Source organism: Streptomyces sp. f51 (assembly GCF_037940415.1).
Taxonomy (GTDB): domain Bacteria; phylum Actinomycetota; class Actinomycetes; order Streptomycetales; family Streptomycetaceae; genus Streptomyces.
This window is the reverse complement of the sequence record NZ_CP149798.1, coordinates 3,235,656-3,260,221: the sequence shown is the minus strand read 5'-3', so window position 1 is coordinate 3,260,221 and position 24,566 is coordinate 3,235,656. Positions and strand designations below refer to the sequence as shown.

21 protein-coding genes are annotated in these 24,566 nt (G+C 71.3%); 9 read left to right on the top strand and 12 right to left on the bottom strand.

Annotation, left to right across the window (positions count from 1 at the left end; all coding sequences use genetic code 11):
- The first annotated feature begins 284 nt into the window (after positions 1-284).
- The 3 genes from WJM95_RS14210 (at position 285) to WJM95_RS14200 (ending at position 3,326) form a co-directional block, all read left to right on the top strand.
- Positions 285-1,166 (top strand): hypothetical protein, encoded by an 882-nt coding sequence (locus WJM95_RS14210; protein WP_339130050.1) that lies wholly within the window; start codon positions 285-287, stop codon positions 1,164-1,166.
- Between the two features lie 230 nt (positions 1,167-1,396).
- Positions 1,397-2,329 carry a hypothetical protein gene (locus WJM95_RS14205; protein ID WP_339130049.1) on the top strand — a complete coding sequence of 311 codons (933 nt, stop codon included), beginning with the start codon at positions 1,397-1,399 and terminating at the stop codon, positions 2,327-2,329.
- A 217-nt stretch (positions 2,330-2,546) separates the two neighbouring features.
- On the top strand, positions 2,547-3,326 hold the full coding sequence (locus WJM95_RS14200; protein WP_339130047.1) for a calcium-binding protein: 780 nt from the start codon (positions 2,547-2,549) through the stop codon (positions 3,324-3,326).
- Positions 3,327-3,365: 39 nt separating this feature from the next.
- On the opposite strand, the gene WJM95_RS14195 is transcribed toward WJM95_RS14200, so the two are convergent.
- Positions 3,366-5,765, bottom strand: coding sequence for a cation-translocating P-type ATPase (locus WJM95_RS14195; RefSeq protein ID WP_339130046.1), 2,400 nt, complete (start codon positions 5,763-5,765; stop codon positions 3,366-3,368).
- A 249-nt stretch (positions 5,766-6,014) separates the two neighbouring features.
- Positions 6,015-6,290, bottom strand: a complete 276-nt coding sequence (locus WJM95_RS14190; RefSeq protein ID WP_339130045.1) for a DUF2530 domain-containing protein — start codon at positions 6,288-6,290, stop codon at positions 6,015-6,017.
- Positions 6,291-6,526: 236 nt separating this feature from the next.
- On the opposite strand from WJM95_RS14190, the gene WJM95_RS14185 reads away from it, so the two are divergent.
- Entirely contained in the window at positions 6,527-7,978 is a 1,452-nt protein-coding gene (locus WJM95_RS14185; protein WP_339130044.1) for an NCS2 family permease, read from the top strand.
- A 22-nt stretch (positions 7,979-8,000) separates the two neighbouring features.
- Here the strand turns inward: WJM95_RS14185 and WJM95_RS14180 are convergent, their stop codons facing one another.
- Positions 8,001-8,183, bottom strand: a complete 183-nt coding sequence (locus tag WJM95_RS14180) for a ribbon-helix-helix protein, CopG family (protein ID WP_339130043.1) — start codon at positions 8,181-8,183, stop codon at positions 8,001-8,003.
- A 144-nt stretch (positions 8,184-8,327) separates the two neighbouring features.
- Between WJM95_RS14180 and WJM95_RS14175 the strand changes: the two genes are divergently transcribed.
- The 3 genes from WJM95_RS14175 to thpR all read left to right on the top strand — a co-directional run bounded on the left by WJM95_RS14175 (position 8,328) and on the right by thpR (position 11,124).
- On the top strand, positions 8,328-8,765 hold the full coding sequence (locus tag WJM95_RS14175) for a MarR family transcriptional regulator (RefSeq protein ID WP_339130041.1): 438 nt from the start codon (positions 8,328-8,330) through the stop codon (positions 8,763-8,765).
- 202 nt (positions 8,766-8,967) lie between these two features.
- Positions 8,968-10,245: an MFS transporter gene (locus WJM95_RS14170; RefSeq protein ID WP_339130040.1), complete on the top strand. Its 1,278-nt coding sequence runs from the start codon at positions 8,968-8,970 to the stop codon at positions 10,243-10,245.
- A 288-nt stretch (positions 10,246-10,533) separates the two neighbouring features.
- On the top strand, positions 10,534-11,124 hold the full coding sequence (gene thpR, locus WJM95_RS14165) for an RNA 2',3'-cyclic phosphodiesterase (protein ID WP_339130039.1): 591 nt from the start codon (positions 10,534-10,536) through the stop codon (positions 11,122-11,124).
- Positions 11,125-11,290: 166 nt separating this feature from the next.
- Here the strand turns inward: thpR and WJM95_RS14160 are convergent, their stop codons facing one another.
- A complete protein-coding gene (locus tag WJM95_RS14160) occupies positions 11,291-12,283 on the bottom strand; it encodes an aldo/keto reductase (protein WP_339130038.1) in 993 nt (330 codons plus the stop codon).
- A gap of 99 nt (positions 12,284-12,382) precedes the next feature.
- Complete coding sequence (locus WJM95_RS14155; RefSeq protein WP_339130037.1) at positions 12,383-13,066, bottom strand: SGNH/GDSL hydrolase family protein; 684 nt, start codon at positions 13,064-13,066, stop codon at positions 12,383-12,385.
- Between the two features lie 128 nt (positions 13,067-13,194).
- On the opposite strand from WJM95_RS14155, the gene WJM95_RS14150 reads away from it, so the two are divergent.
- Complete coding sequence (locus tag WJM95_RS14150) at positions 13,195-14,190, top strand: WD40 repeat domain-containing protein (RefSeq protein WP_339130036.1); 996 nt, start codon at positions 13,195-13,197, stop codon at positions 14,188-14,190.
- Between the two features lie 85 nt (positions 14,191-14,275).
- Here WJM95_RS14150 and serC read toward each other — a convergent pair whose 3' ends face one another.
- The 7 genes from serC to WJM95_RS14115 all read right to left on the bottom strand — a co-directional run bounded on the left by serC (position 14,276) and on the right by WJM95_RS14115 (position 21,236).
- The gene (gene serC / locus WJM95_RS14145) at positions 14,276-15,394 is read right to left on the bottom strand and encodes a phosphoserine transaminase (protein ID WP_339130035.1); all 1,119 of its coding nucleotides are present in this window, start codon (positions 15,392-15,394) and stop codon (positions 14,276-14,278) included.
- A gap of 133 nt (positions 15,395-15,527) precedes the next feature.
- Positions 15,528-16,751: a cytochrome P450 gene (locus WJM95_RS14140; RefSeq protein ID WP_339130034.1), complete on the bottom strand. Its 1,224-nt coding sequence runs from the start codon at positions 16,749-16,751 to the stop codon at positions 15,528-15,530.
- A 110-nt stretch (positions 16,752-16,861) separates the two neighbouring features.
- Entirely contained in the window at positions 16,862-18,082 is a 1,221-nt protein-coding gene (locus tag WJM95_RS14135; RefSeq protein ID WP_339130033.1) for a cytochrome P450, read from the bottom strand.
- On the bottom strand, positions 18,079-18,717 hold the full coding sequence (locus WJM95_RS14130; RefSeq protein WP_339130032.1) for an ATP/GTP-binding protein: 639 nt from the start codon (positions 18,715-18,717) through the stop codon (positions 18,079-18,081). The genes WJM95_RS14135 and WJM95_RS14130 overlap by 4 nt, the downstream gene beginning before the upstream one ends.
- Positions 18,698-19,054 carry a DUF742 domain-containing protein gene (locus WJM95_RS14125; protein ID WP_339130031.1) on the bottom strand — a complete coding sequence of 119 codons (357 nt, stop codon included), beginning with the start codon at positions 19,052-19,054 and terminating at the stop codon, positions 18,698-18,700. Before WJM95_RS14125 ends, WJM95_RS14130 begins: the two co-directional genes overlap by 20 nt.
- Positions 19,051-19,458 (bottom strand): roadblock/LC7 domain-containing protein, encoded by a 408-nt coding sequence (locus tag WJM95_RS14120; protein ID WP_339130030.1) that lies wholly within the window; start codon positions 19,456-19,458, stop codon positions 19,051-19,053. The genes WJM95_RS14125 and WJM95_RS14120 overlap by 4 nt, the downstream gene beginning before the upstream one ends.
- Positions 19,455-21,236: an ATP-binding protein gene (locus tag WJM95_RS14115; protein WP_339130028.1), complete on the bottom strand. Its 1,782-nt coding sequence runs from the start codon at positions 21,234-21,236 to the stop codon at positions 19,455-19,457. The genes WJM95_RS14120 and WJM95_RS14115 overlap by 4 nt, the downstream gene beginning before the upstream one ends.
- 231 nt (positions 21,237-21,467) lie before the next feature.
- On the opposite strand from WJM95_RS14115, the gene WJM95_RS14110 reads away from it, so the two are divergent.
- Positions 21,468-24,539 (top strand): FAD-binding and (Fe-S)-binding domain-containing protein, encoded by a 3,072-nt coding sequence (locus WJM95_RS14110; protein ID WP_339130027.1) that lies wholly within the window; start codon positions 21,468-21,470, stop codon positions 24,537-24,539.
- Positions 24,540-24,566 lie beyond the last annotated feature (27 nt).

The window sequence follows — 24,566 nt, the reverse complement described above, 5'->3', positions numbered from 1 at the left end:
TCGTCGGCGACCTCGACCGTCGCGGTGAGGCCGGCGCTACCCCCGGGCCGCGGCTGCCGTCCCCGGCGGTCAACGCCGCGGGTGACTACGTCGACGTGAGGTAGCGGTCACCCTCCGTGCGTCCGGCCCCGGGTTTTCCAGGGCCGGACCACGGATTTGCAATCCTTGCGCAAAACGTTTCGACGTCCGTACAACTGTCTCCCCAGCCGGACGATCTCCTCACGTGAGTCAACAGACTCAACGATCACTTGGGCCCCACGCCCACTTTCTCCATCAGGGGAATCATGCGTACTCGCGCCATCGTGGCCGCCGCTTCCGGCGCCCTGGCCCTCTCTGCCCTCGCCCTGCCGGCCGCCCACGCCGCCGGTTCAGCCCCGTCGTTCCGCACGGAGGCCGCGAAGGCCGTCGCCGCCGCCGGCCGTACCACGTACGCCGCCTCGGCCGGCTCGACGCTGAACGTCAGCTTCTCGAACTTCAAGATCGCCACCGCGATCAAGGTCGGCACGAGCAACCACGTCGCCGTCCCGGTCACCTACTCGATGACCTTCGACTCGACGTACAAGCTCGGAACGACCGACTACGACAACGGCCCCCTCATCTACAAGGGCTCGCTGGCCACCCCGGACAACGTGCTGATCGCCGACAACCCGGCGACCTGCACCGCGACCAGCTCCACCACGGCCAACTGCACGGGGCAGATCGACATCTACCCCGCCGCGGGCACGGCCGACGCGTCGTACGAACTGCTCAACTCCGACGCGGGCAAGTGGACGGCCGGCGCGCTGGCGGTGACCCCGGCCGACAACGTGTCCGCCCTGAAGGGCGACCTGGCCACCACCTCGGTCCAGCGCTACTCCAAGCTCACGGTCGACGCGTCCCCCGAGCCGGTGAAGAAGGGCAAGACCATCACGGTCACCGGTGCCCTCACCCGCGCCAACTGGGAGGACAACGCCTACCACGGCTACACCGTCCAGCCGGTGAAGCTCCAGTTCCGCAAGGCGGGCAGCACCACCTACACGACGCTGAAGACCGTCACCAGCAGCTCGACGGGCTCGCTGAAGACCACCGTCACGGCGACCGCCGACGGTTACTTCCGCTACAGCTTCGCGGGCACCTCGACCACCCCGGCCGTCAGCGCCGCGGGCGACTACGTCGACGTTCAGTAACACCTGATCCGCCCGGAGATCCCCGGTCCTTCCAAGGGCCGGGGATCTCCGCCGTCCGGGCCCCGGCGATCTTCGTGCGTGCTGCACAAGAATTCATTTTCCGTACAACCATTCGCGCGTCTCGGCGATCTTTCCTCACGAGTCAGCAGACTCCGCCATCACTTGGGCCCCTGTGACCACGAGCCGCGAGGAACGACCACATCCGGGCCCTGTTTCCACTGGGGGATCGCATGCGTATTCGTGCCACAGTGGCCGCCGTCTCCGGCGCCCTGGCTCTCTCCGCCTTCGTCGCGCCGGGCGCCCACGCCGCCGGCTCCAGCGACCACCGCGCGGACATCGCCAAGGTGCAGGAGGCCGCTCGCGCCGCCTCGGGCAGGACCGCGTACACCGGATCCACGGGCGCCACCACCGGCGTGCCCTACGCCCTCGACCTGTCCTTCTCCAACGTGAAGGTCAACAACGGCAAGCCGATCGTCGTCGGGACCACCAACCACGTCACCGCCCCGGTCACCTTCAGCATCAAGCACGGCGCCTCCGTCGACATCACCGCCGACGACTTCCTGCTGGACGTCGAGCTCTACCGCGGCAGCTACGACGAGCCCGTCGGCATCCTGGTCGGCGACGACTTCCCGTCGTGCACCATCACCTCGGCGACCACCGCCACCTGCAAGAGCACCATCGACATCTACCCGGGCGACGACGAACTGGTCAACGCCGACGCCACCACGTGGAAGGCGATCGGTGTCGCCATCGCCCTCAACGGCGTCGACCTGACCGACGAGAACGCCGACCTCAGCAAGGTCGGCTACATCGACCAGGACGCGCTGACCACCAGCAAGCTCCAGCGCTACTCCAAGCTGACCGTGAACGCCTCGCCGGAGCCCGTGAAGAAGGGCAAGACCGTCACGGTCACCGGCAAGCTCTCCCGCGCCAACTGGGAGGACCACAAGTACCACGGCTACACCGGCCAGTCGGTGCAGCTCCAGTTCCGCAAGAAGAACAGCACCACCTACACCACGGTCAAGACGGTCAAGACGAACAGCACCGGCGAGCTGAAGACCACCACGACGGCCACCGTCGACGGTTACTTCCGCTACAGCTTCGTGGGCACCGCGACCACCCCGGCCGTCAAGGCCACGGGTGACTACGTCGACGTGCGGTAACACCCGGACGGTCCGAAGGACCCGAAACCCCCGGCCTACGGGCCGGGGGTTTGCCTTTTCCCGCCGCCGGTCGAAAAAGTTCACCACGCGTACAACTTTTCGCATGCGCGGTCGATCTTCTCTTCCGGGTCAACAGACCCGACCATCACTTGGGCCCCACGACCACGAGCCGTCAGGACCGACCACCGTCGGGGCCCCTGTTTTACGTGGGGATCGCATGCGCATACGTGCCACTGTGGCCGCCGTCTCCGGCGCCCTGGCTCTCTCCGCCCTCGCCGTGCCCGCCGCACAGGCCGACGAGGTCCACGGGGACACCACGATCTCGAACGTCGTGGTGAACGGCGGTACGCCGGTCGTCGTCGGCGCGACCGCCAAGAAGACCATCACGGTCAGCTTCACCGCGAAGGACGCCTCGGGCGTCGACTGGGCACAGGTGATCCTGTACCACGGCGCGAACCTCGACGCGGCCGACAGCGGTGCCGTCGCCAACAGCAGCAACGGCCGTGCCACCTGCACCAAGGTCAACACCACGACGTCGACCTGCAAGTCGACCTTCGACATGAAGCCGGGCTATAACCTGATCGACGCGGTGGCCGGAGGCTGGAAGGTCTGGGCCATCGCGGCCGGCAAGGACGCCGACTACACGCAGAAGGACAACGCCAAGGGCTTCCAGGTCCAGCGTCTGTCGAAGCTGACGGTCAACGCCGCCCCGGAGCCGGTGAAGAAGGGCAAGACCGTCACGGTCACCGGCGCCCTGACCCGTGCGAACTGGGACAACGGCAAGTACCAGGGCTACACCGTCCAGCCGGTGAAGCTCCAGTTCCGCAAGAAGAACAGCACCACCTACACCACGGTCAAGACGGTCAAGACGAACAGCACCGGCGGGCTGAAGACCACCACGACGGCCACCGTCGACGGTTACTTCCGCTACAGCTTCGCGGGCACCTCGACCACGCCGGCCGTCAGCGCCGCGGGCGACTACGTCGACGTGCAGTGAGCCGCGCCGTGAACCGGTGACACCTCCCCAGGAGGTGTCCTAAGCGGGAACGCGGCGGTCGACCCATCTCCACAGGAACTCCAGGACGGCCGCCGCCACCGCCGAGATCAGCACCGCGACCCACGGCATCGTCGCGCCGACCAGCTTCAGCGCGAAGAAGTGCTGAAGCCTCGGCACCATGAGCACGAGCAGGAACGCCCCGCCCATCGAGGCGACGAGGCAGATCCGCCACCAGGTGTAGGGCCGGGCGATGATCGCGAGCACCCACATCGAGACCAGGAACAGCGTCAGTGTCGCGGCGCTCGTCTCCGCCTCCAGGGAGCCCGCACCCGTGTAGTGATGGCGTGCGATCAGATACATCACGAAGGTCGCCGTTCCCGCCACGACCCCGCCCGGGATCGAGTACCGCATCACCCGCCGCACGAAGTGGGGCTGGGCCCGCTCCTTGTTGGGGGCGAGGGCGAGGAAGAACGCCGGAATGCCGATCGTGAGGGTGGACAGCAGGGTCAGATGGCGCGGCAGGAAGGGATATTCCACCTGCCAGCACACCACCAGCACGGCCAGCAGCACCGAATAGACCGTCTTCACCAGGAACAGCGTCGCGACCCGGGTGATGTTCCCGATGACCCGGCGGCCCTCCCCGACCACCGAGGGCAGCGTCGAGAAGCTGTTGTTCAGCAGCACGATCTGGGCCACGGCGCGGGTCGCCTCGGACCCCGAGCCCATGCTCACCCCGATGTCGGCGTCCTTCAGCGCCAGCACGTCGTTCACGCCGTCGCCGGTCATCGCCACCGTGTGCCCGTGGGACTGGAGGGCGCCGACCATGTCCCGCTTCTGCTGCGGGGTGACCCGGCCGAAGACCGTGCCCTTCTCCAGGGACTCCGCCATCTCCACCGGTTCGGCCGGCAGCTCGCGCGCGTCGACCACCTCGCCGGTGAGCCCCAGCTTCCCGGCGACCGCCCCCACCGACACCGCGTTGTCGCCGGAGATGACCTTGGCCTTGACGTCCTGCTCGGCGAAATAGCGCAGGGTGTCGGCCGCGTCCGGGCGCAGCCGCTGCTCCAGCACGATGAGCGCGGCGGGCCGGGCGGCCGCGGCGACGTCCGGGTCCTCCAGGTCCTTGGTGGTCCTCGCGAGCAGCAGCACCCGCAGCCCCGCCTCGTTGAGCCGCTCGGTCTCGGCGAGTGCCGTGTCCCCGGCGGGCAGCAGCACGTCGGGGGCGCCGAGCAGCCAGGTGCTCGACTCGCCGTTGCCCTCGCTGAAGCCGGCGCCGCTGTACTTGCGGGCGGAGGAGAACGGCAGGGACTGGGTGCAGCGCCAGTCCTCGCTGTCCGGGTAGGCGGCGATGATCGCCTGGAGGGAGGCGTTCGGCCGGGGATCGGACTCGCCGAGCGCGCCGAGGACCTTGCGCAGATACGACTCGTCGGTGCCCTGGAGGGGCCGCAGCTCGGTGACGTCCATGCCGCCCTCGGTGAGGGTGCCCGTCTTGTCCAGACAGACGGTGTCGATGCGGGCGAGGCCCTCGATGGCGGGAAGTTCCTGTACGAGGCACTGTTTTCGGCCAAGGCGGATGACGCCGATCGCGAAGGCGACCGAGGTGAGCAGGACGAGCCCCTCGGGGACCATCGGGACGATCCCGCCGACGGTCCGCGCGATGGAGTCCTTGAAGCCGTGCTGCTTGACGACCAGCTGGCTGATGACCAGGCCGATGGCGGTCGGAATCATCATCCACGTCACGTACTTGAGGATCGTGGAGATGCCGCTGCGCAGCTCGGAGTGGACCAGCGTGAACCGCGAGGCGTCCTCCGCCAGCTGGGCCGCGTACGCCTCCCGGCCCACCTTCGTCGCCGTGAACGCGCCGCTTCCCGCGACCACGAAGCTGCCCGACATCACCGCGTCCCCGGCGTGCTTGACGACGGGGTCGGCCTCACCGGTGAGCAGTGATTCGTCGATCTCCAGCCCGTCGGCCTCGGCGCAGGTGCCGTCGACGGCGACCTTGTCGCCCGGTCCGATCTCGATGAGGTCCCCGAGCACGATCTGCGACGATCTCACCTCGGCGGCGACCCCGTCCCTGCGGACGGTGGGCTTCACCTCGCCGATCACCGCGAGCGAGTCCAGCGTCTTCTTGGCCCGCCATTCCTGGATGATGCCGATCCCGGTGTTGGCGATGATCACGTATCCGAACAGGCTGTCCTGGAACGGGGCCACGAACAGCATGATCAGCCACAGGACGCCGATGATCGCGTTGAACCGGGTGAACACGTTCGCCCGGACGATCTCGCCCACGGAGCGGCTGCTGCGGACGGGTACGTCGTTGACCTCGCCGCGCGCGACCCGCTCGGCCACCTCGGCGGCCGACAGTCCCTCGGCCCGCCGGGAGGCGGGTATGGGCACGGGGTGAACGGGATCGAGTCCGGCGCCCGCGTCGGTGTGGCTCATGCCATCGACGGTACGTGCCGATATGCGGCTTCACCCGCCGAGTGGACCGAAGTTCCGACCTGGGGAGGAGCACGGACGGCGGGGAATGCTGCCCTGGGTGGAGACGCGGGGCCGTCACTCCGCCGCGGGGACGGCCGGGGGGCCGCCGTTACTCCGTTACGGGGGCGGGGCGTGAGCCGGCGTCACTCCGTCACGGGAGGGGGCGCACTCCGCCACGGGAGCGGGCGCACTGCGGCACGGGGGCCGGCGTCACTCCGCCACGGGGGCCACCGGGGAGTCCGCCCCCTGGGCGCGCTTGATCGCCGCGTCGCGCTTGCGGACGTACCAGATGCCGATGAGTCCGAGGCCCGCGCCGGCCAGACAGGTCCACAGCCACCACAGGTGTCCGTGGTCGTCGAACCAGCCGTAGAAGGGCAGCTGCACCAGGAAGAGGACGAACCAGAGGATCGTGCCGCCCGTGATGGTGGCGACCACGGGGCCCTCCAGGGGCTCCGGCGCCTCGTGCTTGGGGGTCCACTTCGCCATGTGCACAGCTTACGAGGGTCGGCGACCGGTTGTGTCCGCACCCGGTCTCCCCTTGTACCGCAAGGGTCTACGCGCGGAGATAGCGATTTCCGACTCATATGTTCATACTGAAACGGTCCGAGTCTGGCCAGTTGTATTCGTATGAACCACCAACAGTGACCTGGGGGAACCTGCTGGTGAACGACCACTGACCAGGCTCGATCACATCCCGTCCCCCTGCACGTTTGAGGACCCGCATGTCCACCTCGGCCGCCACCAAGGCCCCCGCCCCGCAGGAGCCGGAGTCCCGGCCCGCGCAGAGCGCCCTCGACCGCTACTTCAAGATCTCCGAGCGGGGCTCCAGCCTCCCGCGCGAGATCCGCGGCGGTTTCGCCACCTTCTTCGCGATGGCGTACATCATCGTGCTGAACCCGATCATTCTGGGCAGCGCGAAGGACATGTACGGGCACCACCTCGACAACGGGCAGCTCGTCACCGCGACCGCGCTGACCGCGGCCTTCACCACCCTCCTCATGGGCGTCATCGGCAACGTGCCGATCGCGCTGGCGGCGGGCCTCGGCGTGAACACCGTCGTCGCCCTCCAGCTCGCGCCCCGGATGTCGTGGCCGGACGCGATGGGCATGGTCGTCCTCGCGGGCTTCGTCGTGATGCTCCTGGTCGCCACCGGTCTGCGCGAGCGCGTCATGAACGCGGTGCCGCTCGGCCTGCGCAAGGGCATCGCGATCGGCATCGGCCTGTTCATCATGCTGATCGGCCTGGTCGACTCCGGCTTCGTCACCCGCATCCCGGACGTGGCCCAGACGACGGTCCCGCTTCAGCTCGGCACCGACGGCCACCTGCACGGCTGGCCGGTCCTGATCTTCATCCTCGGCACCCTGCTGACCCTCGCGCTGATCGTGCGCAAGGTGCCCGGCGCCATCCTCATCTCGATCGTCACCATGACGGTCGCCGCGGTGATCATCAACTCCGTCACCACCATCCCGTCCTGGGGCCTGACCACGCCGAAGTGGCCGGGCAACCCGGTCGCCAGCCCGGACTTCGGCCTGATCGGCCAGTTCAGCCTGTTCGGCGGCTTCAGCAAGGTCGGCGTGCTGACCGGCATCCTCTTCGTCTTCACCGTGCTGCTGTCGTGCTTCTTCGACGCGATGGGCACGATCATGGGCATCAGCGACGAGGCCAAGCTGACGGACGCGCAGGGCAACATGCCCGGCATCAACAAGGTCCTGTTCGTCGACGGCATCGCCGTCGCCGCGGGCGGTGCCTCCTCCTCCTCGGCCACCACCTGCTTCGTGGAGTCCACGGCCGGCGTCGGCGAGGGTGCCCGCACGGGCTTCGCGAACGTGGTCACCGGCGGGCTGTTCGCCGTCGCCCTGTTCCTGACCCCCGTCGCCACGATGGTCCCGTCCCAGGCGGCCACTCCCGCGCTGATCGCGGTCGGCTTCCTGATCATGTCCCACTCGGTCAAGGAGATCGACTGGGCGGACTACACGATCGCCATCCCGGCCTTCGTGACCATGATGATGATGCCGTTCACCTACTCGATCACCAACGGCATCGGGATGGGCTTCATCACCTTCGTCGTGCTGCGCCTGGCGGCGGGCCGGGGCCGGGACATCCCGGTCGCCATGTACGTGGTGTCGGCGGTGTTCACCTTCTACTACCTCATGCCCGCCCTCGGCCTGACCTGATCGGCGGCAGGGATACGGGGTCTCACGTGACCCCGTAGAACTTCTCCGTCTCCTCAACAGCGGTCTGGAACCGCTGGTCGAAGTCGTCGCGAATGAGCGTCCGGACCACATAGTCCTGGACGCTCATTCCGCGTTTCGCGGCATGGTGGCGGAGCCGTTCGAGCAGCTCCCCGTCGATACGCAGGCTGAGCACGCTGGTCCCCATGGAGTCGAGGGTGGCCGTTTCCCGACCGGATTCGGGTCACTTTCCGGTGCGATCTCACTCATATGAGTGATCTCCGCGTCCGATGGCGCGTTTCACACGCGCCCCATTGTTCTTTAGCGAGAGTAATGAGTTACGCTAAACAACATGCCTGACCTCACCCATGGCGACGACGAGGCCGCCGTGAACGCCTTGCGCTCCGCAGTGATGCGGTTGTCGCGTCGACTCAAGCACCAGCGGGTCGACGAGTCGCTGAGCCCCACCGAGATGTCGGTGCTCGGCACCCTCGCCCGCTGCGGCAGCGCCACGCCGGGCGAGCTCGCCCGCAAGGAGCACGTGCAGCCCCCGTCGATGACCCGCATCGTCGCGCTGCTGGAGGCCAAGGAGCTCGTCAGGCTGGAGCCGCACCCCGAGGACCGGCGCCAGAAGGTGGTGACGCAGACCGACAAGGCGGAGGCCATGCTCGAAGAGAGCCGCCGCAGACGGAACGCGTTCCTGGCCGGGCTGGTCGAGGCCCTCGACGAGGACGAATGGGCCAAGCTCCGCGAGGCCGCCCCCGTCCTGGAGAAGCTCGCGCACATCTGACCGCCGGCGGCCCTCGTCCGATCGCGGATCGCACGGGACGGGGCCGCCCTCCCCCCCCCAAGCGCCGACGCCCCACACGACGCCGACGTCCCCTATGCCCTGGAGGCGAGCCCTTTTGAGTACGGGACCCGGAGCACACTCCGCCCCCGCACCAGCCACCCACGACTCCGCATCCACCCGCGACTCCCCCCGCTCCTCCTCGATGTTCAGCTCGCTGAAGATCCGGAACTACCGTCTGTTCTTCCTCGGCCAGGTCGTCTCCAACACCGGCACCTGGATGCAGCGCATCGCCCAGGACTGGCTGGTCCTCAGCCTGACCGGCTCCTCCGCCGCGGTCGGCATCACCACCGCGCTCCAGTTCCTGCCGATGCTGCTCTTCGGCCTGTACGGCGGTGTCCTGGTCGACCGTCTGCCCAAGCGCCCCACCCTGCTGGTGACCCAGACGGCGATGGCCCTCACCGGCCTCGTCCTCGCCTTCCTGACCCTGACCGGCCACGTCCAGGTCTGGCACGTCTACCTCGCCGCCTTCGCCGTCGGCATGGCCACCGTCGTCGACAACCCGGCACGCCAGTCCTTCGTCTCCGAGATGGTCGGCCCCGGCCAGCTCCAGAACGCGGTCAGCCTGAACTCGGCCAACTTCCAGTCCGCGCGACTGGTCGGACCCGCCGTCGCGGGCCTGCTGATCACCGGCGTGGGCACCGGCTGGGCCTTCCTGCTCAACGGCCTGTCCTTCGTGGCCCCGCTCGCGAGCCTGCTGCTGATGCGGTCCCGCGAACTGCACGTCGTCCAGCGGGCGCCGCGGGCCAAGGGCCAGCTCCGCGAAGGTCTCCAGTACGTCGCCGGCCGGCCCGAACTGATCTGGCCGATCGTCCTCGTCGGCTTCATCGGCACCTTCGGTTTCAACTTCCCCGTCTGGCTGTCGGCGTACGCGGACGACGTCTTCCACTCGGGCGCGGGCGCCTACAGCCTCTTCAACACACTGATGGCGATCGGGTCGCTGACCGGAGCACTGCTCGCCGCCCGGCGGGGCACGGCCCGGCTGCGGGTGCTGATCGCCGCCGCGGTGGCCTTCGGCGCGCTGGAGGTGGTGGCCGCCACGGCACCCACGCTCTGGCTGTTCTCGCTGCTGATGGTCCCGATCGGGATCTTCGGGCTGACGGTGAACGTCACCGCGAACACCTCGGTGCAGATGGCCACCGACCCGGCCATGCGCGGCCGGGTCATGGCGCTGTTCATGATGGTCTTCGTGGGCGGCACACCGCTGGGCGCGCCGCTGATCGGCTGGGTCACCGACACCTACGGGCCCCGGGTGGGCTTCGCGCTCGGCGGACTGGTCTCGGCGCTCGCGGCGACGGCGATCGGCCTGGTCCTGGCCCGCGTCGGCGGTCTGCGGGTGTCCCTCGGGTGGCATCAGGGCCGCCCCAGGATCCGCTTCGTGCCGCGCGTGCGGAGCGAGGAGCAACTGGCCACCGCGGTGTGAGCCGACGGCTTCCGAGGCGGCCGGCCGCACCCGCGACCGGCCGCCTCGGCGTACGCGGACCGTTTCGCCGGTGCCCGGACGGTCGGGCGCTCTCCTCGTCCCCTGGGCCGCTCGGCCGGTGCCCCGGGCCGTCGGCCGCCTCTGTCACCCCCGGACCGCTCGGCCGGTGCCCCGGGCCGTCGGCCGCCTCTGTCATCCCCCGGACCGCTTGGCCGACGCCCCGCCCACCTCCGGCCTCGCGGCGATACTCCCGTGTGCCGGCCCCCCTTCCCTGGAAGGCTGGGCTCCATGAGAATCTTCGCCGCGGTACTGCCCCCCGCCGATGCGGTGCGTGAACTCGCCCCGGAAGTGGACGCGTTGCAGCGGATGCCCGGTGCGGATGCCCTGCGCTGGACGGGACGCCCGGGCTGGCACTTCACCCTCGCGTTCTACGGAGAGGTGGCCGACGACCTCGTCCCCGACCTCTCGGAACGGCTGCGGCGGGCCGCCCGTCGCACCGGCCCGTTCCCGATGTCCCTGCACGGCGGCGGCCACTTCGGCGACCGCGCCCTGTGGGTCGGCGCGGCCGGGGAGATTCCGGCCCTGCGGCTGCTGGCGGACCGCGCGGAGGCGGCGGGCCGCAAGGCGGGCGTCACGATGGAGGAGCACCGTCACTACCGTCCGCATCTGACGGTGGCCCGCAGCCGCGTCTCCGCCGACCTCAAGCCGTACGTCACCGCGCTGGACGGGTTCGCCGGCGAGCCCTGGACGGTGGGTGAGCTGTGTCTCGTCCGCAGCAACCTGCCGACCTCGGGAGTGCCCCGTGAGCAGCCCCGATACGAAACGGTGGCGAGCTGGCCGCTGGGGGCGGACGACGGGAGCGCCCGGGCGGGCGGTTAACCTCGATGGCGTGAACCCCAAGACCCGCAATCGCATCATGGCCGGTGTGCTCGTGCTGATGTTCTTCGTCGTCGCCATGGCGGCGGCGGTCAGGTAACGACCGCCACCGCCGGACCGCCCGGCCACCGGGCGAACGCCCCGGGGACGGCCCCGGGGAAAGGCTCCGCTACCAGGCGAAGGCCTCGGGGGACGGTCCAGGACCCGGGAAGATCTCGTCGAGCCCTTCCAGGACGTCCTGCGACAGTTCAAGCTCCACCGCGCGCAGCGCCGACGCGAGCTGTTCCGCGGTGCGCGGGCCCACGATGGGGCCGGTGACGCCGGGACGGGTCAGCAGCCAGGCCAGCGCGGCCTCTCCGGGCTCCAGACCGTTCTTCTCCAGCAGGTCCTCGTACGCCTGGATCTGGGCGCGCTGGGCCGTGTCGGCGAGGGCGTCGGCGGCTCGGCCGCTCGCGCGCCGGCCTCCCTCGACCTCCTTCTTGATCACACCGCCCAGCAGTCCGCCGTGCAGCGGCGACCAGGGGATGACACCGAGCCCGTACTCCTCGGCCGCCGGGATGACCTCCATCTCCGCGCGGCGCTCGGCGAGGTTGTAGAGGCACTGCTCGCTGACCAGGCCGATGGTCCCGCCGCGGCGGGCGGCGATCTCGTTGGCCTGGGCGATCTTGTAGCCGGGGAAGTTGCTCGACCCCACGTAGAGGATCTTGCCCTGGCGCACCAGGACGTCGATCGCCTGCCAGATCTCCTCGAACGGCGTCGACCGGTCGACGTGGTGGAACTGGTAGATGTCGATGTAGTCGGTCTGGAGGCGCTTGAGGCTCGCGTCCACCGCCCGCCGGATGTTCAGGGCGGAGAGCTTGTCCTGGTTGGGCCACGGCTCGCCCTCGGCGCCCATGTTCCCGTACACCTTGGTCGCGAGGACCGTCCGCTCACGCCGGTCGCCGCCCTGGGCGAACCAGTTCCCGATGATCGATTCCGTACGGCCCTTGTTCTCGCCCCAGCCGTAGACGTTGGCCGTGTCGAAATAGTTGATTCCGGCGTCCAGCGCCGCGTCCATGATCGCGTGGCTGTCGGCCTCGTTCGTCTGCGGCCCGAAGTTCATCGTGCCGAGGACGAGCCGGCTGACCTTGAGCCCCGTGCGTCCGAGCTGTGTGTACTTCATGGTCCACCAGCCAACGGCGTGGAGTGCGCTCTAGGCAAGAGCGGGGCGGGTGACGGCGCCGACGGGTGGCCGGGTCGCCCGTCCGCTTCGCCGGGACCGTCAGGCCGACACCGCCGAGTACGGCTCGCCCAGGTCCCAGGACTGGTGCATCGCCTCAGCGAAGGTTTCCGCGATCTTGTGTTCGCCGGTCGCGTTCGGGTGGGTGCCGTCGTAGGTGTCGAAGTCGATGTCGTACGAGGGCGGCGGGGACGCGAGGAGCAGGGGGGAGCGGGGTTCGTCGAGGTCGGCGGCCGTCTTGGCGAGGAGCTCGTTGAAGGCGGCCACCTCGGCGGCGAAGGGGGCGTCGTCGCGGGCGCGGACGTTCGGTATCACCGGGAGCAGGACCATCCGGACGCGCGGGTTCGCGGCGCGCGCCTCCTCGACGAAGACGCGGACGTTGTCCGCGGTCTGGACGGCGTTGGTGTAGAAGCCGAGGTCGATGAGCCCGAGCGAGACCAGCAGGACGTCGGCGCGCTGCGCGCGGACGCTCTCGCGGATCAGCGGTGCCATGTGCAGCCAGCCCTCGCCCCAGCCGGCCAGATGGGCGCGGGGGAACTCCGGGTCCGCGTACTCGTACGAGTCGGGGGAGCCCGTCGCCTGGTCGTAGAGCGCCTCGCGCGGTCCGACGATCCTGAACGGGCCCCCGTACGTCGCGCGCAGGTGCTGCCACATCCGGTAGCGCCATGTGTGTTCGCCCGCGCTACCGATCGTCATGGAGTCGCCGACGGGCATGAACCTGAGCATCCGATCATCATGGACGATCGGCCCAGGTGCCACGGGCCGCGGCGGTGTGAAGCTGGACACGCCCGCCCCCGCGGATCCGGTGGGCCGCGGCGCTCTGAACGGCCCGGTGGGATGGCAGGCTTGGGGTCATGCGCCGATCGCACTCGTTCGTGTCCGGAGCCGCCGCCGGAGCCCTTGCCGGAGCGGCCCTCGTCCTCGCCCTGGCGGTGCCCGCGCTCGCCGACGGAGGTGACGGGGGATTCACCATCAAGGACCCCCGGATCAAGGAGTCCAGCGGGCTCGCGGCCTCGCGGATCCACCCGGGCGTCTACTGGACGCACAACGACAGCGACGACGGGCCCTATCTGTACGCCGTCGACAGCAGGACGGGCCGGACGCTCGCCACGATCACCATGAGCGGGGTCGGCAGGCCACGGGACGTCGAGGCGATCTCCCTCGGCCCCGACGGCGACCTCTACGCCGGTGACATCGGCGACAACCTCGGCGGCAAGTGGGACCACGTGTGGATCTACAAGCTCCCCGAGCCGAAGGTGCTCAAGGACCAGACGATCCGCGCGACCCAGTACGTCGTGAAGTACGCGGACGGCCCCCGCAACGCGGAGGCGCTGATGGTGCATCCCAGGACGGGGCGCGTGTACATCGCCGACAAGAGCGAGGACGGCGGCCACCTCTACGAAGGTCCCGCGCACCTCTCGGCCACCACCACCAACGTGTTCAGGCCCATCGCCCCCATCGACCTGTGGGTCACGGACGGCGCGTTCTCCCCCGACGGCCGTCAGCTCGCCGTGCGCGGCTACTTCGGCGGTATCGCCTACGCCTGGAACGACGGGCGGATCAAGCGTCAGGAGCGCCTGAACGTGCCCCTCCAGGGCCAGGGCGAGTCGATCACCTACACGCCCGACGGATCGAAGCTCATGTACGGCAGTGAGGGCGCCGACAGCCCCGTACAGCCCGAGGACGCGCCGGGCGCGGCGGGTTCCGGCGCCAACTCGTCGTCCAAGGGCGGCGGTTCGGCCGCGGGCGGCGGGAGCGGCGGGATGAGCGGTCAGGTCAAGGTCGGGGCCGTCGCGGTCGCGGCCCTGTTCGCCGTGGTCTTCGGCCTCAGGCGCCTGCGCCGCCGCTGACCGGCTGCCCGGGGCGGCGGAAAGGGCGAGGGGCGTCCGGCACGCTCACGCGCCGGACGCCCCTCGCCCCCGTTCCGGGGAACGGTTACAGCTTCTCGATCACGTAGTCGACGCAGCGCGTCAGCGCCTCGACGTCCGCCGGGTCGATCGCCGGGAACATGGCGACGCGCAGCTGGTTGCGGCCGAGCTTGCGGTAGGGCTCGGTGTCGACGATGCCGTTGGCGCGCAGGGCCTTGGCGACGGCGGTGGCGTCGATCTCGTCGGCGAAGTCGATCGTGCCGATGACCTGCGAGCGCTTGGCCGCGTCGGTCACGAACGGGGTGGCGTACTTGCTGTCCTCGGCCCAGCGGTACAGGCGGCTTGAGGAGTCCTTCGTACGGGCCGTGGACCAGGCGAGGCCGCCCTGGCCGTTGATCCACTCCAGCTGCTCGTTGAGCAGGAAGAGGGTGGCCAGCGCCGGGGTGTTGTACGTCTGGTTCTTGCGGGAGTTGTCGATCGCCGTGGGCAGCGAGAAGAACTCCGGTACGTGCCGGCCCGAGGCGTGGATCCGCTCGGCGCGCTCGATCGCGGCCGGGGAGAACACGCCGATCCACAGGCCGCCGTCGGAGGCGAAGGACTTCTGCGGGGCGAAGTAGTAGACGTCGGTCTCGGCGATGTCGACGGGCAGGCCGCCGGCGCCCGAGGTGGCGTCCACCAGGACGAGGGCGCCCTCGTCGGCGCCCGCGACCCGCTTGATGGGGGCGGCGACACCGGTCGAGGTCTCGTTGTGGGTGAAGGCGTAGACGTCGGCGCCCGCCTCGGCGACCGGCTCGGGGTGTGTGCCCGGGTCGGAGGAGACCACGGTCGGGTCGGCGAGCCACGGGGCCAGCTTGGCCGCCTTCGCGAACTTGGAGGAGAACTCGCCGAACGTGAGGTGCTGCGACTTGTTCTCGATCAGGCCGTGCGTCGCGACGTCCCAGAACGCGGTGGAGCCGCCGTTGCCGAGGACGACCTCGTACCCGTCGGGCAGGGAGAACAGCTCGCGTACTCCCTCGCGCACCTTGCCGACCAGGTTCTTGACCGGGGCCTGGCGGTGGGAGGTGCCGAGCAGGGAGGTGCCGGTCGCGGCCAGCGCGTCCAGTGCCTCCGTCCGCACCTTGGAGGGGCCGGCGCCGAATCGTCCGTCGGCGGGCTTGAGGTCAGCGGGGATCTGGATATCAGCCACGCCCGGAGCCTAGCCGTTCCGGGAAACCTCGGTGAAACGTCGTCCGTCGGCTGAGACGGGCCGTGTTGACGGCGGCGGCCGCCGGAGGGGCTGGACGTGCCCCTCCGGCGGCCGGCGGTCACGCCGGTTCAGTTCACTCGGCGGTGAGCCGGACCGGCAGCTCGAACAGGTCGTTCTGCGTCACCACCGGCTTGTTGCGCAGCTCCTGTGCCGGGACGGCGAGGTCCAGGGCCGGGAAGCGCTCGTACAGGGCGGGCAGGGCGACACCCGCCTCCAGACGGGACAGGGCCGCGCCGGGGCAGACGTGGGGCCCGTGGCCGAAGGAGATGTGCCGGTTGGGGCTCGTGCGGCTGACGTCGAACTCGCCGGCGGTGGGCCCGTGGGCGTTCTCGTCGCGGCCGATCGCGCCGTACGACACGATGAGGGCGTCGCCCGCGGGGATCACCTTGTCGCCGACCGGGACGTCCTCGGTGGCGAAGCGGATGAGGACGTGCGAGGTCGGGGTGGCGAAGCGCAGGGTCTCCTCGACGACCGCCGACCAGTCCACCTCGCCCGACAGGACGAGGGCGCGCTGGTCGGGGTGGGCGGAGAGGTTGACGACCGCGTTGACGATGAGGGAGATGGTCGTCTCGTGGCCGGCCGCGACCATCAGCTGGAGCGTGGAGACGATCTCCTCGTCGGTGAGGTGGTCGCCGTCCTCGGAGGCCAGGATGAGCGCGCTGGTCAGGTCGTCGCCCGGCTCGGCCCGCTTGGCCGCCACCGTCTCGGCCATGATCCCGGCGAGCTCGGTGAGCGTCGCGATGACCTCGGCGGGCGGGGTCTGCGTCGAGAAGAACTTCTCGAACAGCTCCTTGAGGCGCGGCAGCCGGGACTCCTCGATGCCCATGAGGTCGGCGATGACGTACATGGGCAGCGGGTAGGCGAAGTCGGCCTTCAGGTCGACGACGTCACCGGTGAGGTTGTCGAGCAGACTCTCCGTCATCTTCGAGATCCGCTCGCGCATCTGCTCCACCCGGCGCGGGGTCAGCGCCTGCGCCACCAGGGTGCGCATCCGCCGGTGGTCGGCGCCGTCCACGGTGAGCATGGAGCGCCCGGGGTTGGCGAGGCCGATCAGCGGCCAGTCGGGGGCGATCTCGCCCCGCTGCCAGGCGCCCCAGACGTTGATGTCCTTGACCAGACGGGGGTCCGTGAGCAGGGCGCGCGCCTCGGCGTGACGGGTGACGGCCCACACCGGGACACCGCCGGGCAGCTCGACGGCGGCGAGCGGTCCCGCGGCGCGCAGCGCGGCGCTCTCGCCGTCCAGGTCGGTGACGAAGGGGTCCAGGACGATGCGGGTCTCTTCGGTACCGGTGCTCATGCGGGGTGCCTCCAAGGGCTGAGGTGGGGGTGAAGCGTTTTCCCCCGGGGCATGGGGACAGCCCCGGGCCCCGGCCGGGCGGGGTGCGCCGGCCGGGTGCATGGGGGGTCTCAGAGGACGGGTACGGGCGTGAAGCGCACGGGCAGTTCGCTCAGGCCGCGCAGCCACGGGGAGGGGCGCCGGGTGAGGGACTCGGCGGGTACCGCCAGATCGATGTCCGGCAGCCGGTCGAGGACGACCTCGATCCCGGTCCGCGCGATGACCTCGGCGACCTCCTGGGCCGGGAACGGGCAGCGGTGCTCCCCGTGGCCGAAGGAGAAGTGGGCGTTGTTGCCGCCGGTGAGGGCGGAACTGTCGGTGCGGACCTGGGGGTCGGAGTTGGCGCCCTGGAGGCCGAGCAGCAGCAGGTCGCCGCCGCGGATCCGGCGGCCGCCGAGCTGGGTGTCGCGGGAGGCCCAGCGTCCGGCCACGTTCTGGGTGGGGGTGTCCTCCCACAGCACTTCGTTCATGGCCTCGGCGACGCTGTGCCGGCCGCCGAACAGGGAGGCCGCGAACCGTTCGTCGGTGAGCATCAGGCGCAGCGAGTTGCCGATCCAGTCGGCGGTGGGCTGGTGGCCGGCGGCCATCATGACCATGAGGTCCTGGACGATCTCCATGTCGTCGAAGCCCGCGGTGTTCGCGAGCATCCGCGAGACGACGTCCTCGGCGGGCGTCTCCTTGCGGTCGGCGATCAACCGGGCCATGGAGGAGGCGAGATGCTGTTGTCCGGCCAGCGCTCCCTCGCGCCCGTTGATCATGTCGTTCAGGGCGGTCACCAGGCCGGGACCCTGTTCGTCCGCGAAGCCGTAGAGCGTCGCGAGGACCCGTACGGGCAGCAGGGCCGCGTAGTCGCCGATCAGGTCCGTCTCGCCCTTGGGGCAGATCACGTCGATCAGTTCGTCGGCGAACTTCTCGGCGTGGGAGCGCAGTTCGAAGGGGTCGACGGCTTCGAGGGCGTCGCTGATCATCGCGGCGCGTTCGCGGTGGCGCTCGCCGACGGTGTACAGGATGGAGGGCTGTCTGCGGCCGATCATCGGCAGCAGCGGCCAGTCGTCGGGGATGCGCTCCCACTGGCTCCACAGTTCGGAGTCCCGGCTGAACAGCTGCGGATCACCGGTCACTTGGTGCAGTTCGCGGTAGCCGAGCACGAGCCAGGCCGGGACGTCCCCGTCGAGGACGACCGGCACGACGGAGCCGTGCTCGCGTCTCATCTCCCGGTACAGCTCGGCGGGTTCGGTCTGGAACCGCGGCCCGCCGAGGGGGACGGGCGCGGGGGCGGAGGCGGGGGTCACAGCGCGGGCTCCGGTGAGTGAAGGGCGCCTTCCGCGGCTGCGACGCCGTGACGGGCGGAGAGGGACTGGATGTGCTCGACCAGCGTGATCAGCACCCGCTTGCTGGACTCCCGGGAGCGGGCGTCGCAGTCGAGCAGCGGTACGTGCGGGTCGAGGTCGAGGGCCTCGCGGATCTGGGCGGGGGTGTGCGGGGGGCCGCCGAAGTCGTTGCAGGCCACGATGAAGGGCGTGCCGTGGTGCTCGAGGCGGTCGATGGCGTACCAGGACTCGTCGATGCGGCGGGTGTCGACCAGGACGATCGCCCCGAGCGTTCCGGAGAAGAGCCGGTCCCACAGGAACCAGAACCGCTCCTGCCCGGGCGCGCCGAAGAGGTACAGGATGTTGTGCGTGTCCAGGGTGATGCGTCCGAAGTCGAAGGCGACGGTGGTCGCGGACTTGCCGCGGACCTCGCTGATGTCGTCGACGGCCTCGCCGGCCTGCGTCATCGTCTCCTCGGTGTTGAGGGGGCGTATCTCGCTGACCGAGCGGACGAGGGTCGTCTTGCCGACACCGAAGCCGCCCACGATCACGATCTTGAGGCCGTTGTCGGCGGACGCGGACAGGGGCGCACGAGCGTCAGAGGTTACGGAGTCCAACGAGCACCTGCTCCAGGATGTCGGGATCGGGAAGACCGGAAGGAACAGTGGTGTGCGGGTGGCGGGCGCTGACCCGGCCCGTGGAGAGCAGGTCGCAGAGCAGGACGCGGGTGATCGACACCGGCAGTCGCAGCTCCGCCGCGATCTCCACGACCGCCGTGGGCCGTTCGCACAGCCGCAGGATCGCGGCGTGCTCGGACTGCATGCCCGCCACCGGATCGCACTCGGCGACCACCAGGGTCACCAGGTCGAAGGGGGTGTCGGGGCCGGACCGGGTGCGCCCTCCGGTGAGGGTGTAGAGGCGGTCCGGCGCGTCGTCCCTGCCAGGACGGCTCATGACGACCGGGGCGGCGCGGTCAGGTGCTCGCCGAGCTGTTCCACGAGTTCGCTCATGTTGTGTCCCACCAGTCCGGCGTCGGCGTCCTCGGCGGTGACGACGGCGAGGTGCGCTCCGTCGCCGGCCTCCACGATGAACAGCACCCCTCCGTAGAACTCGGCCATCGCCGAGCGCACGCCTCCGCTGCCGTCGCCGAACTCCACGGAGGCGCCGTGGGACAGCGACTGGATGCCCGCGGCGATGGCGGCGAGCTGGTCGGCCTGGTCGACCGACAGCTCGGGAGTGCGGCACAGCTTCAGTCCGTCGCGGGAGAGCACGAGCGCGTGCCGTGCTCCCGGGGTGCGCTCAAGGAGGCCCTCGATGAGCCAGGTGAGCTTCTCGTCGGCGGTCAGGGTGCCGGTCATGGGGTGGTGTCGCCTTCCGGGAACGCGTGCGCGGTGGGGGTGGGGGAACTGGTGGATGCGGAGGGGTCGTCCTCGGGCCGTGCCGGGGCTTGGGACGGTGGGGGAGCGTCGGCGGCCGCGGCTTCGGGGGCGCCGGGCGCGCTGCCGCGCACCGCCTGACGGAAGGTGCCGAAGCGGGCGGCCGACCGGTTCTTGGGGTCCTCGCCGGTACGGGGTTCGGCGGCGGCCGGGGGCGCGGTGTGCGAGCGGCTGCGCTCGGCGTGGGCGAGGGTGCGTCCGCGGCGGCGCTTGGGGAGGCCGCCGGTGGAGGCGGGGCCCTGCTCGTGCCGGGGGGAGTCGTGGGTCGGCACGGGATCCGGGTCGAGGTCGCCGCCCGCGCGGGCGGCGGCGTACGACACGGGGGACGCGTGGGGCGCCGCGGATTCCCGGGACGCGGGGGACTCGTGCGCTTCCGGCGACCGCCCGGGCTCCGGCTGTTCCGCGCCGTCGGGGGACCTCGGCGCGGACGTGTGGCCGTCGACGGCGGTCGGGGCCGACGGTACGGGCTCGGGTCCGGCCGCGAGCGGGGCCGCGGGGTAGGGAAGGTTCGGCTGGGTGAGGATGTCCTGCGGGATCAGCACGAGGACGCCGGTGCCGCCGCGGGCGGAGGGCCGGAAGGACACCTTCAGGCCGTGCTTGCGGGCCAGGCGGCCGACGACCGAGAGGCCGAGACGGGTGCCGGTGAGGCCGCCGAGTCCGGACCGGGGTCCGACGACGCCCGTGACGGCGCGCTCGGCGCGGCGAAGCTGCACGTCGCCCATGACCAGGCCGCTGTCCTCGACGGAGACGATGACACCCGCGGGGACCTCTTCGACGTACACGTGCACTTCGGCGGTGGGCGGCGAGAAGTTGGCTGCGTTGTCGAGGAGTTCGGCGAGCGCGTGCATGACGCCCTCGGCGGCGTGTCCGGCGACGGCGGCCTCGCTGGCGGAGTGGACCCGCACGCGCTGGTAGCCGCCGATGCGGCCCATGGCGCCGCGCAGGATGGACTCCATGACGATCGGGCGGGCCCAGCGGCGGCCCGAGCGTGCGCCGGTCAGCACGGCGACGGAGTCGGCGAGGCGGCCCGCCTGCGCGGTGCGGTGGTCGAGGTGGAGGAGGTCGGTGAGGACGTCCTCGTCGGAGTGCCGTTCCTCCATGGCCCGCAGGTCGGCCAGCATGCCGGTGGACAGCGCCTGCATCCGGGCGGCCGCGTTCGCGGTCGCCGAGATCGCGGCGGCACGGTCGGCGACGGCCCGCCGGGCCCGCTCGGAGAGTTCGGTGTTGCGCTCGGTGAGCCGGGCGCGGTCGCCCGTGAGCAGTTCGCGCTCCTCGGCGAACTCCTCGGTGAGACGGGCGTGTTCGCGGGCGGCCGTGTCGGTCAGCCGGATCCGTTCCTGGGCGGCGGCCTCGGTCAGGCGGGCGCGCTCACGGGCGGCCTCGTCGACGAGCCGGGCCCGTTCCCGGCCGAACTCCTCGGCCTGCCGGGCGCGTTCCTGGACGAGCCGGCCGACGTCCTTGGTCACGGAGTCGAGGCGTGCGAGGGCGAGCCGTCCGGCCTGTACGGCGTGGGCGGCCACCGTGACGGCGACGCACAGCAGCAGCGCGGCGGCGCCGGTGCCCCAGGCGAGGGGCACGCGGGCGGGTTCGGGGGCCAGCAGCACGGCGGCCACCACCGCGGCGGCGGCCGGGACGGCGGAGGCGAGCGCGGCCTTGGCCGTGGCGCGCGGGCGGGGTCGTTCGCCGGAGGGCGGGGTCATCAATCGGTCCTCGGTCGTGTTCCTGGGGGGGAAGAACGTGTCCTCGGTCGTGTCCTCGGTCGGTCCTGGGCGAGAAGCGACACATGATGCTCAACTCGCCGTCACTATATGAGAGTTCGCGATCCGATTGGGAGGCTTCGAAAAGCGGTTTCATGATCGCCCCGGCATATCGGGGCCTTTCGGGTGCACGTCCGCGGGGCCGTGAGCGGCGCCCGGCGGCATCCTGGAGACATGACGGATCTGGGCGGACGGCCGGCAGGGCACACGGACGAGGGGCTCGCCGGACGACTGCGGTCCGAGCTGGCGCGGGCCGTGCGCGGCGAGGTCTCCTTCGACGCGACGGCACGGGCGCTGACCACCATGGACGCCTCCAACTACCGGCGCGTACCGCTCGGTACGGTGGCCCCGCGGGACGCCGACGACGTGGCCGCGACGCTCGCCGTGTGCCGTGCGCACGGCGTGCCGGTCGTGGCGCGGGGCGGCGGCACCTCGATCGCCGGACAGGCCACGGGCACCGGCGTCGTCCTGGACTTCACCCGCCACATGAACCGGATTCTCGCGCTGGACCCGGACACCCGCACGGCCGTCGTCCAGCCCGGTGCCGTACTCGACCGCCTCCAGGAGGCCGCCGCCCCCCACGGCCTGCGCTTCGGACCCGACCCCTCCACGCACAGCCGCTGCACCCTCGGCGGGATGATCGGCAACAACTCCTGCGGCTCCCACTCGGTGGCCTGGGGCACCACGGCGGACAGCGTGCGCGAGCTCACGGTCGTCGGCGCCGGCGGGGAGACGCGCCGCCTCGGCCGCGACTGGCGGGGCGCCCCGGACGGTCTGAAGGCCCTGGTCGAGGGCGAGTTGGCGCTGCTGCGCACCGGCTTCCCCGACCTCCCGCGGCGGATCTCCGGCTACGCCCTGGACGCGCTCCTGCCCGAGCGGGGCGCGGACACGGCCCGCGCGTTCTGCGGCTCCGAGGGCACCTGGGGCCTGCTCACGGAGGCGGTCCTGCGCCTGGTCGAGGCACCCGGGGCGACGGCGCTCGCCGTCCTCGCCCACCCGGACGAGAGCGCCGCCGCGGACGCCGCCGCCGGTCTGCTGCCGTACGGCCCGCTGACCGTGGAGGGGATGGCCGCCGACCTCGTGCCCGCCGACGCGGGGCTGCCGCGCGGCGGGGCCTGGCTGTTCGTGGAGACGGGCGGCGCGACACCGGCCGAGGCACGCGCCGCCGCGGACGGGATCGTCCGGGCGGCGGACGTGCGGGACGCCCTGGTGGTCACCGACCCGGCGGAGCAGCGGGCGCTGTGGCGGCTGCGGGAGGACGCGGCCGGAACGGCGACCCGGATGCCGTACGCCGGAAAGGACGCCCCGCCCGGGGCGGGCCGCGGGCTCGGCGCCGAGGCGTGGCCCGGCTGGGAGGACTGCGCGGTGCCGCCCGCCCGGCTCGGCGCCTATCTGCGGGACTTCCGGGCCCTGCTCGCGGACCACGGGCTGCGCGGCACCCCGTACGGGCACTTCGGGGACGGCTGCATCCATGTCCGGATCGACTTCGACCTGGTCTCCGCGGCGGGCGTCGCCCGCTTCCGGCGCTTCTCGGAGGAGACCGCCCACCTCGTCGTCTCCCACGGCGGCTCGCTGTCCGGCGAGCACGGCGACGGGCAGGCACGCGCGGAACTGCTGCCGGTCATGTACGGCGCCCCGATGGTCCGCGTCTTCGAACGGGCGAAGGACCTCTGGGACCCGGACGCGCTGCTCAACCCCGGCATGCTCGCGCGCCCCCGACGGCTGGACGAGAACCTGCGGTTCGCCGTGCTGCCGAAGCGCCCGGTGGACGTGGAGTTCGGCTATCCGGCGGACGGCGGCGACTTCTCGGCGGCCGTACGCCGCTGCGTGGGCGTCGCCAAGTGCCGTACGGCGACGGCGTCCGGCGGCGCCGAGGTCATGTGCCCCTCCTTCCGGGCGACCGGCGAGGAGGCGCACTCCACGCGCGGACGGGCCAGGCTGCTGCACGAGATGCTCGCGGGTGAGATCGTCACCGACGGATGGCGCTCGACGGAGGTCCGCGACGCGCTGGACCTGTGCCTGTCGTGCAAGGGATGCAGGTCCGACTGCCCGGTCGGCGTCGACATGGCCACGTACAAGGCGGAGTTCCTCCACCACCACTACGCGGGCCGCCGCCGTCCCGCCGCCCACTACTCCCTGGGCAGGCTCCCGTTCTGGCTCGCGGCGGTGACCCGCACCCGCTCGGCCCGTCTCGTCAACTCCCTCGCCTCCGTCGGCCCGTTGGCCTCCGCCGCCAAGCGCCTCGCCGGCATCGCCCCCGGCCGGGAGATCCCACGGCTCGCACCCGAGACGTTCAGCCGGTGGTGGTCGGCCCGGTTCCGCTCACGGGCACGGGCCTCCGCACGCGAACGGAACCGGGGCCCGCTGGGCGGTCCTGAGGGCGTGGCGCGGCGGGGCGGCGGTGGGCTGTTCCCGGGGTTCGGCGGGAGGACGGTCATCCTGTGGCCCGACACCTTCACCGAGCATCTGGAGCCCTCCGTCGGCCGGGCCGCCGTACGGGTCCTGGAGGCCGCCGGACTGGCCGTGCTGCTGCCCCCGAGGACACCGTGGCGGCACGGGCCCGTCGGCGACGGCGTCACCCGCGGACCACTGCGCCCCGGCACCCTGCTCCCGCGCCCCCGCCACCGCGTCTGCTGCGGACTCACCTACGTCTCGACCGGCCAGCTCGACCGCGCCCGCGCCGTCCTGCGCCGCACCCTCGACCTCATGGAGCCCTACCTCGCCATGGACGGCGTCCCGGTCGTCGTGCTGGAGCCGAGCTGCGCCGCCGCCCTGCGCACGGACCTGCCCGAACTGCTGCCCGGCGACCCGCGCGCGGCACGGCTCGCGGCGGCGGTGACCACCTTCGCCGAGGCGCTGGAACGGCACGCGCCGCACTGGACCCCGCCCCGCCTGGACCGCCCGGCCACCGGACAGACGCACTGCCACCAGCACGCCGTCCTCGGCGACGCCGCCGAACGACGGCTGCGCGACGCGGCGGGCCTGACCGGCACCCTCGCCGGCGGCTGCTGCGGGCTCGCGGGCAACTTCGGCTTCGAGAAGGGCCACGAGGAGGTGTCCCGGGCCTGCGCGGAGGAGCGGCTGCTCCCGGCCGTCCGGGCGGCCGGCGCCGACGCGGTGATCCTCGCCGACGGCTACTCCTGCCGCACTCAGCTGGCCCAGTTGTCGGACCGCCGGGGCCGCCACCTGGCGGAGGTGCTGGCCGAGGCGCTGGACGACCGGGCCCGGAAGGACGGATCCGCGTGAACCGCGTACGTACGCTGACATCCCACC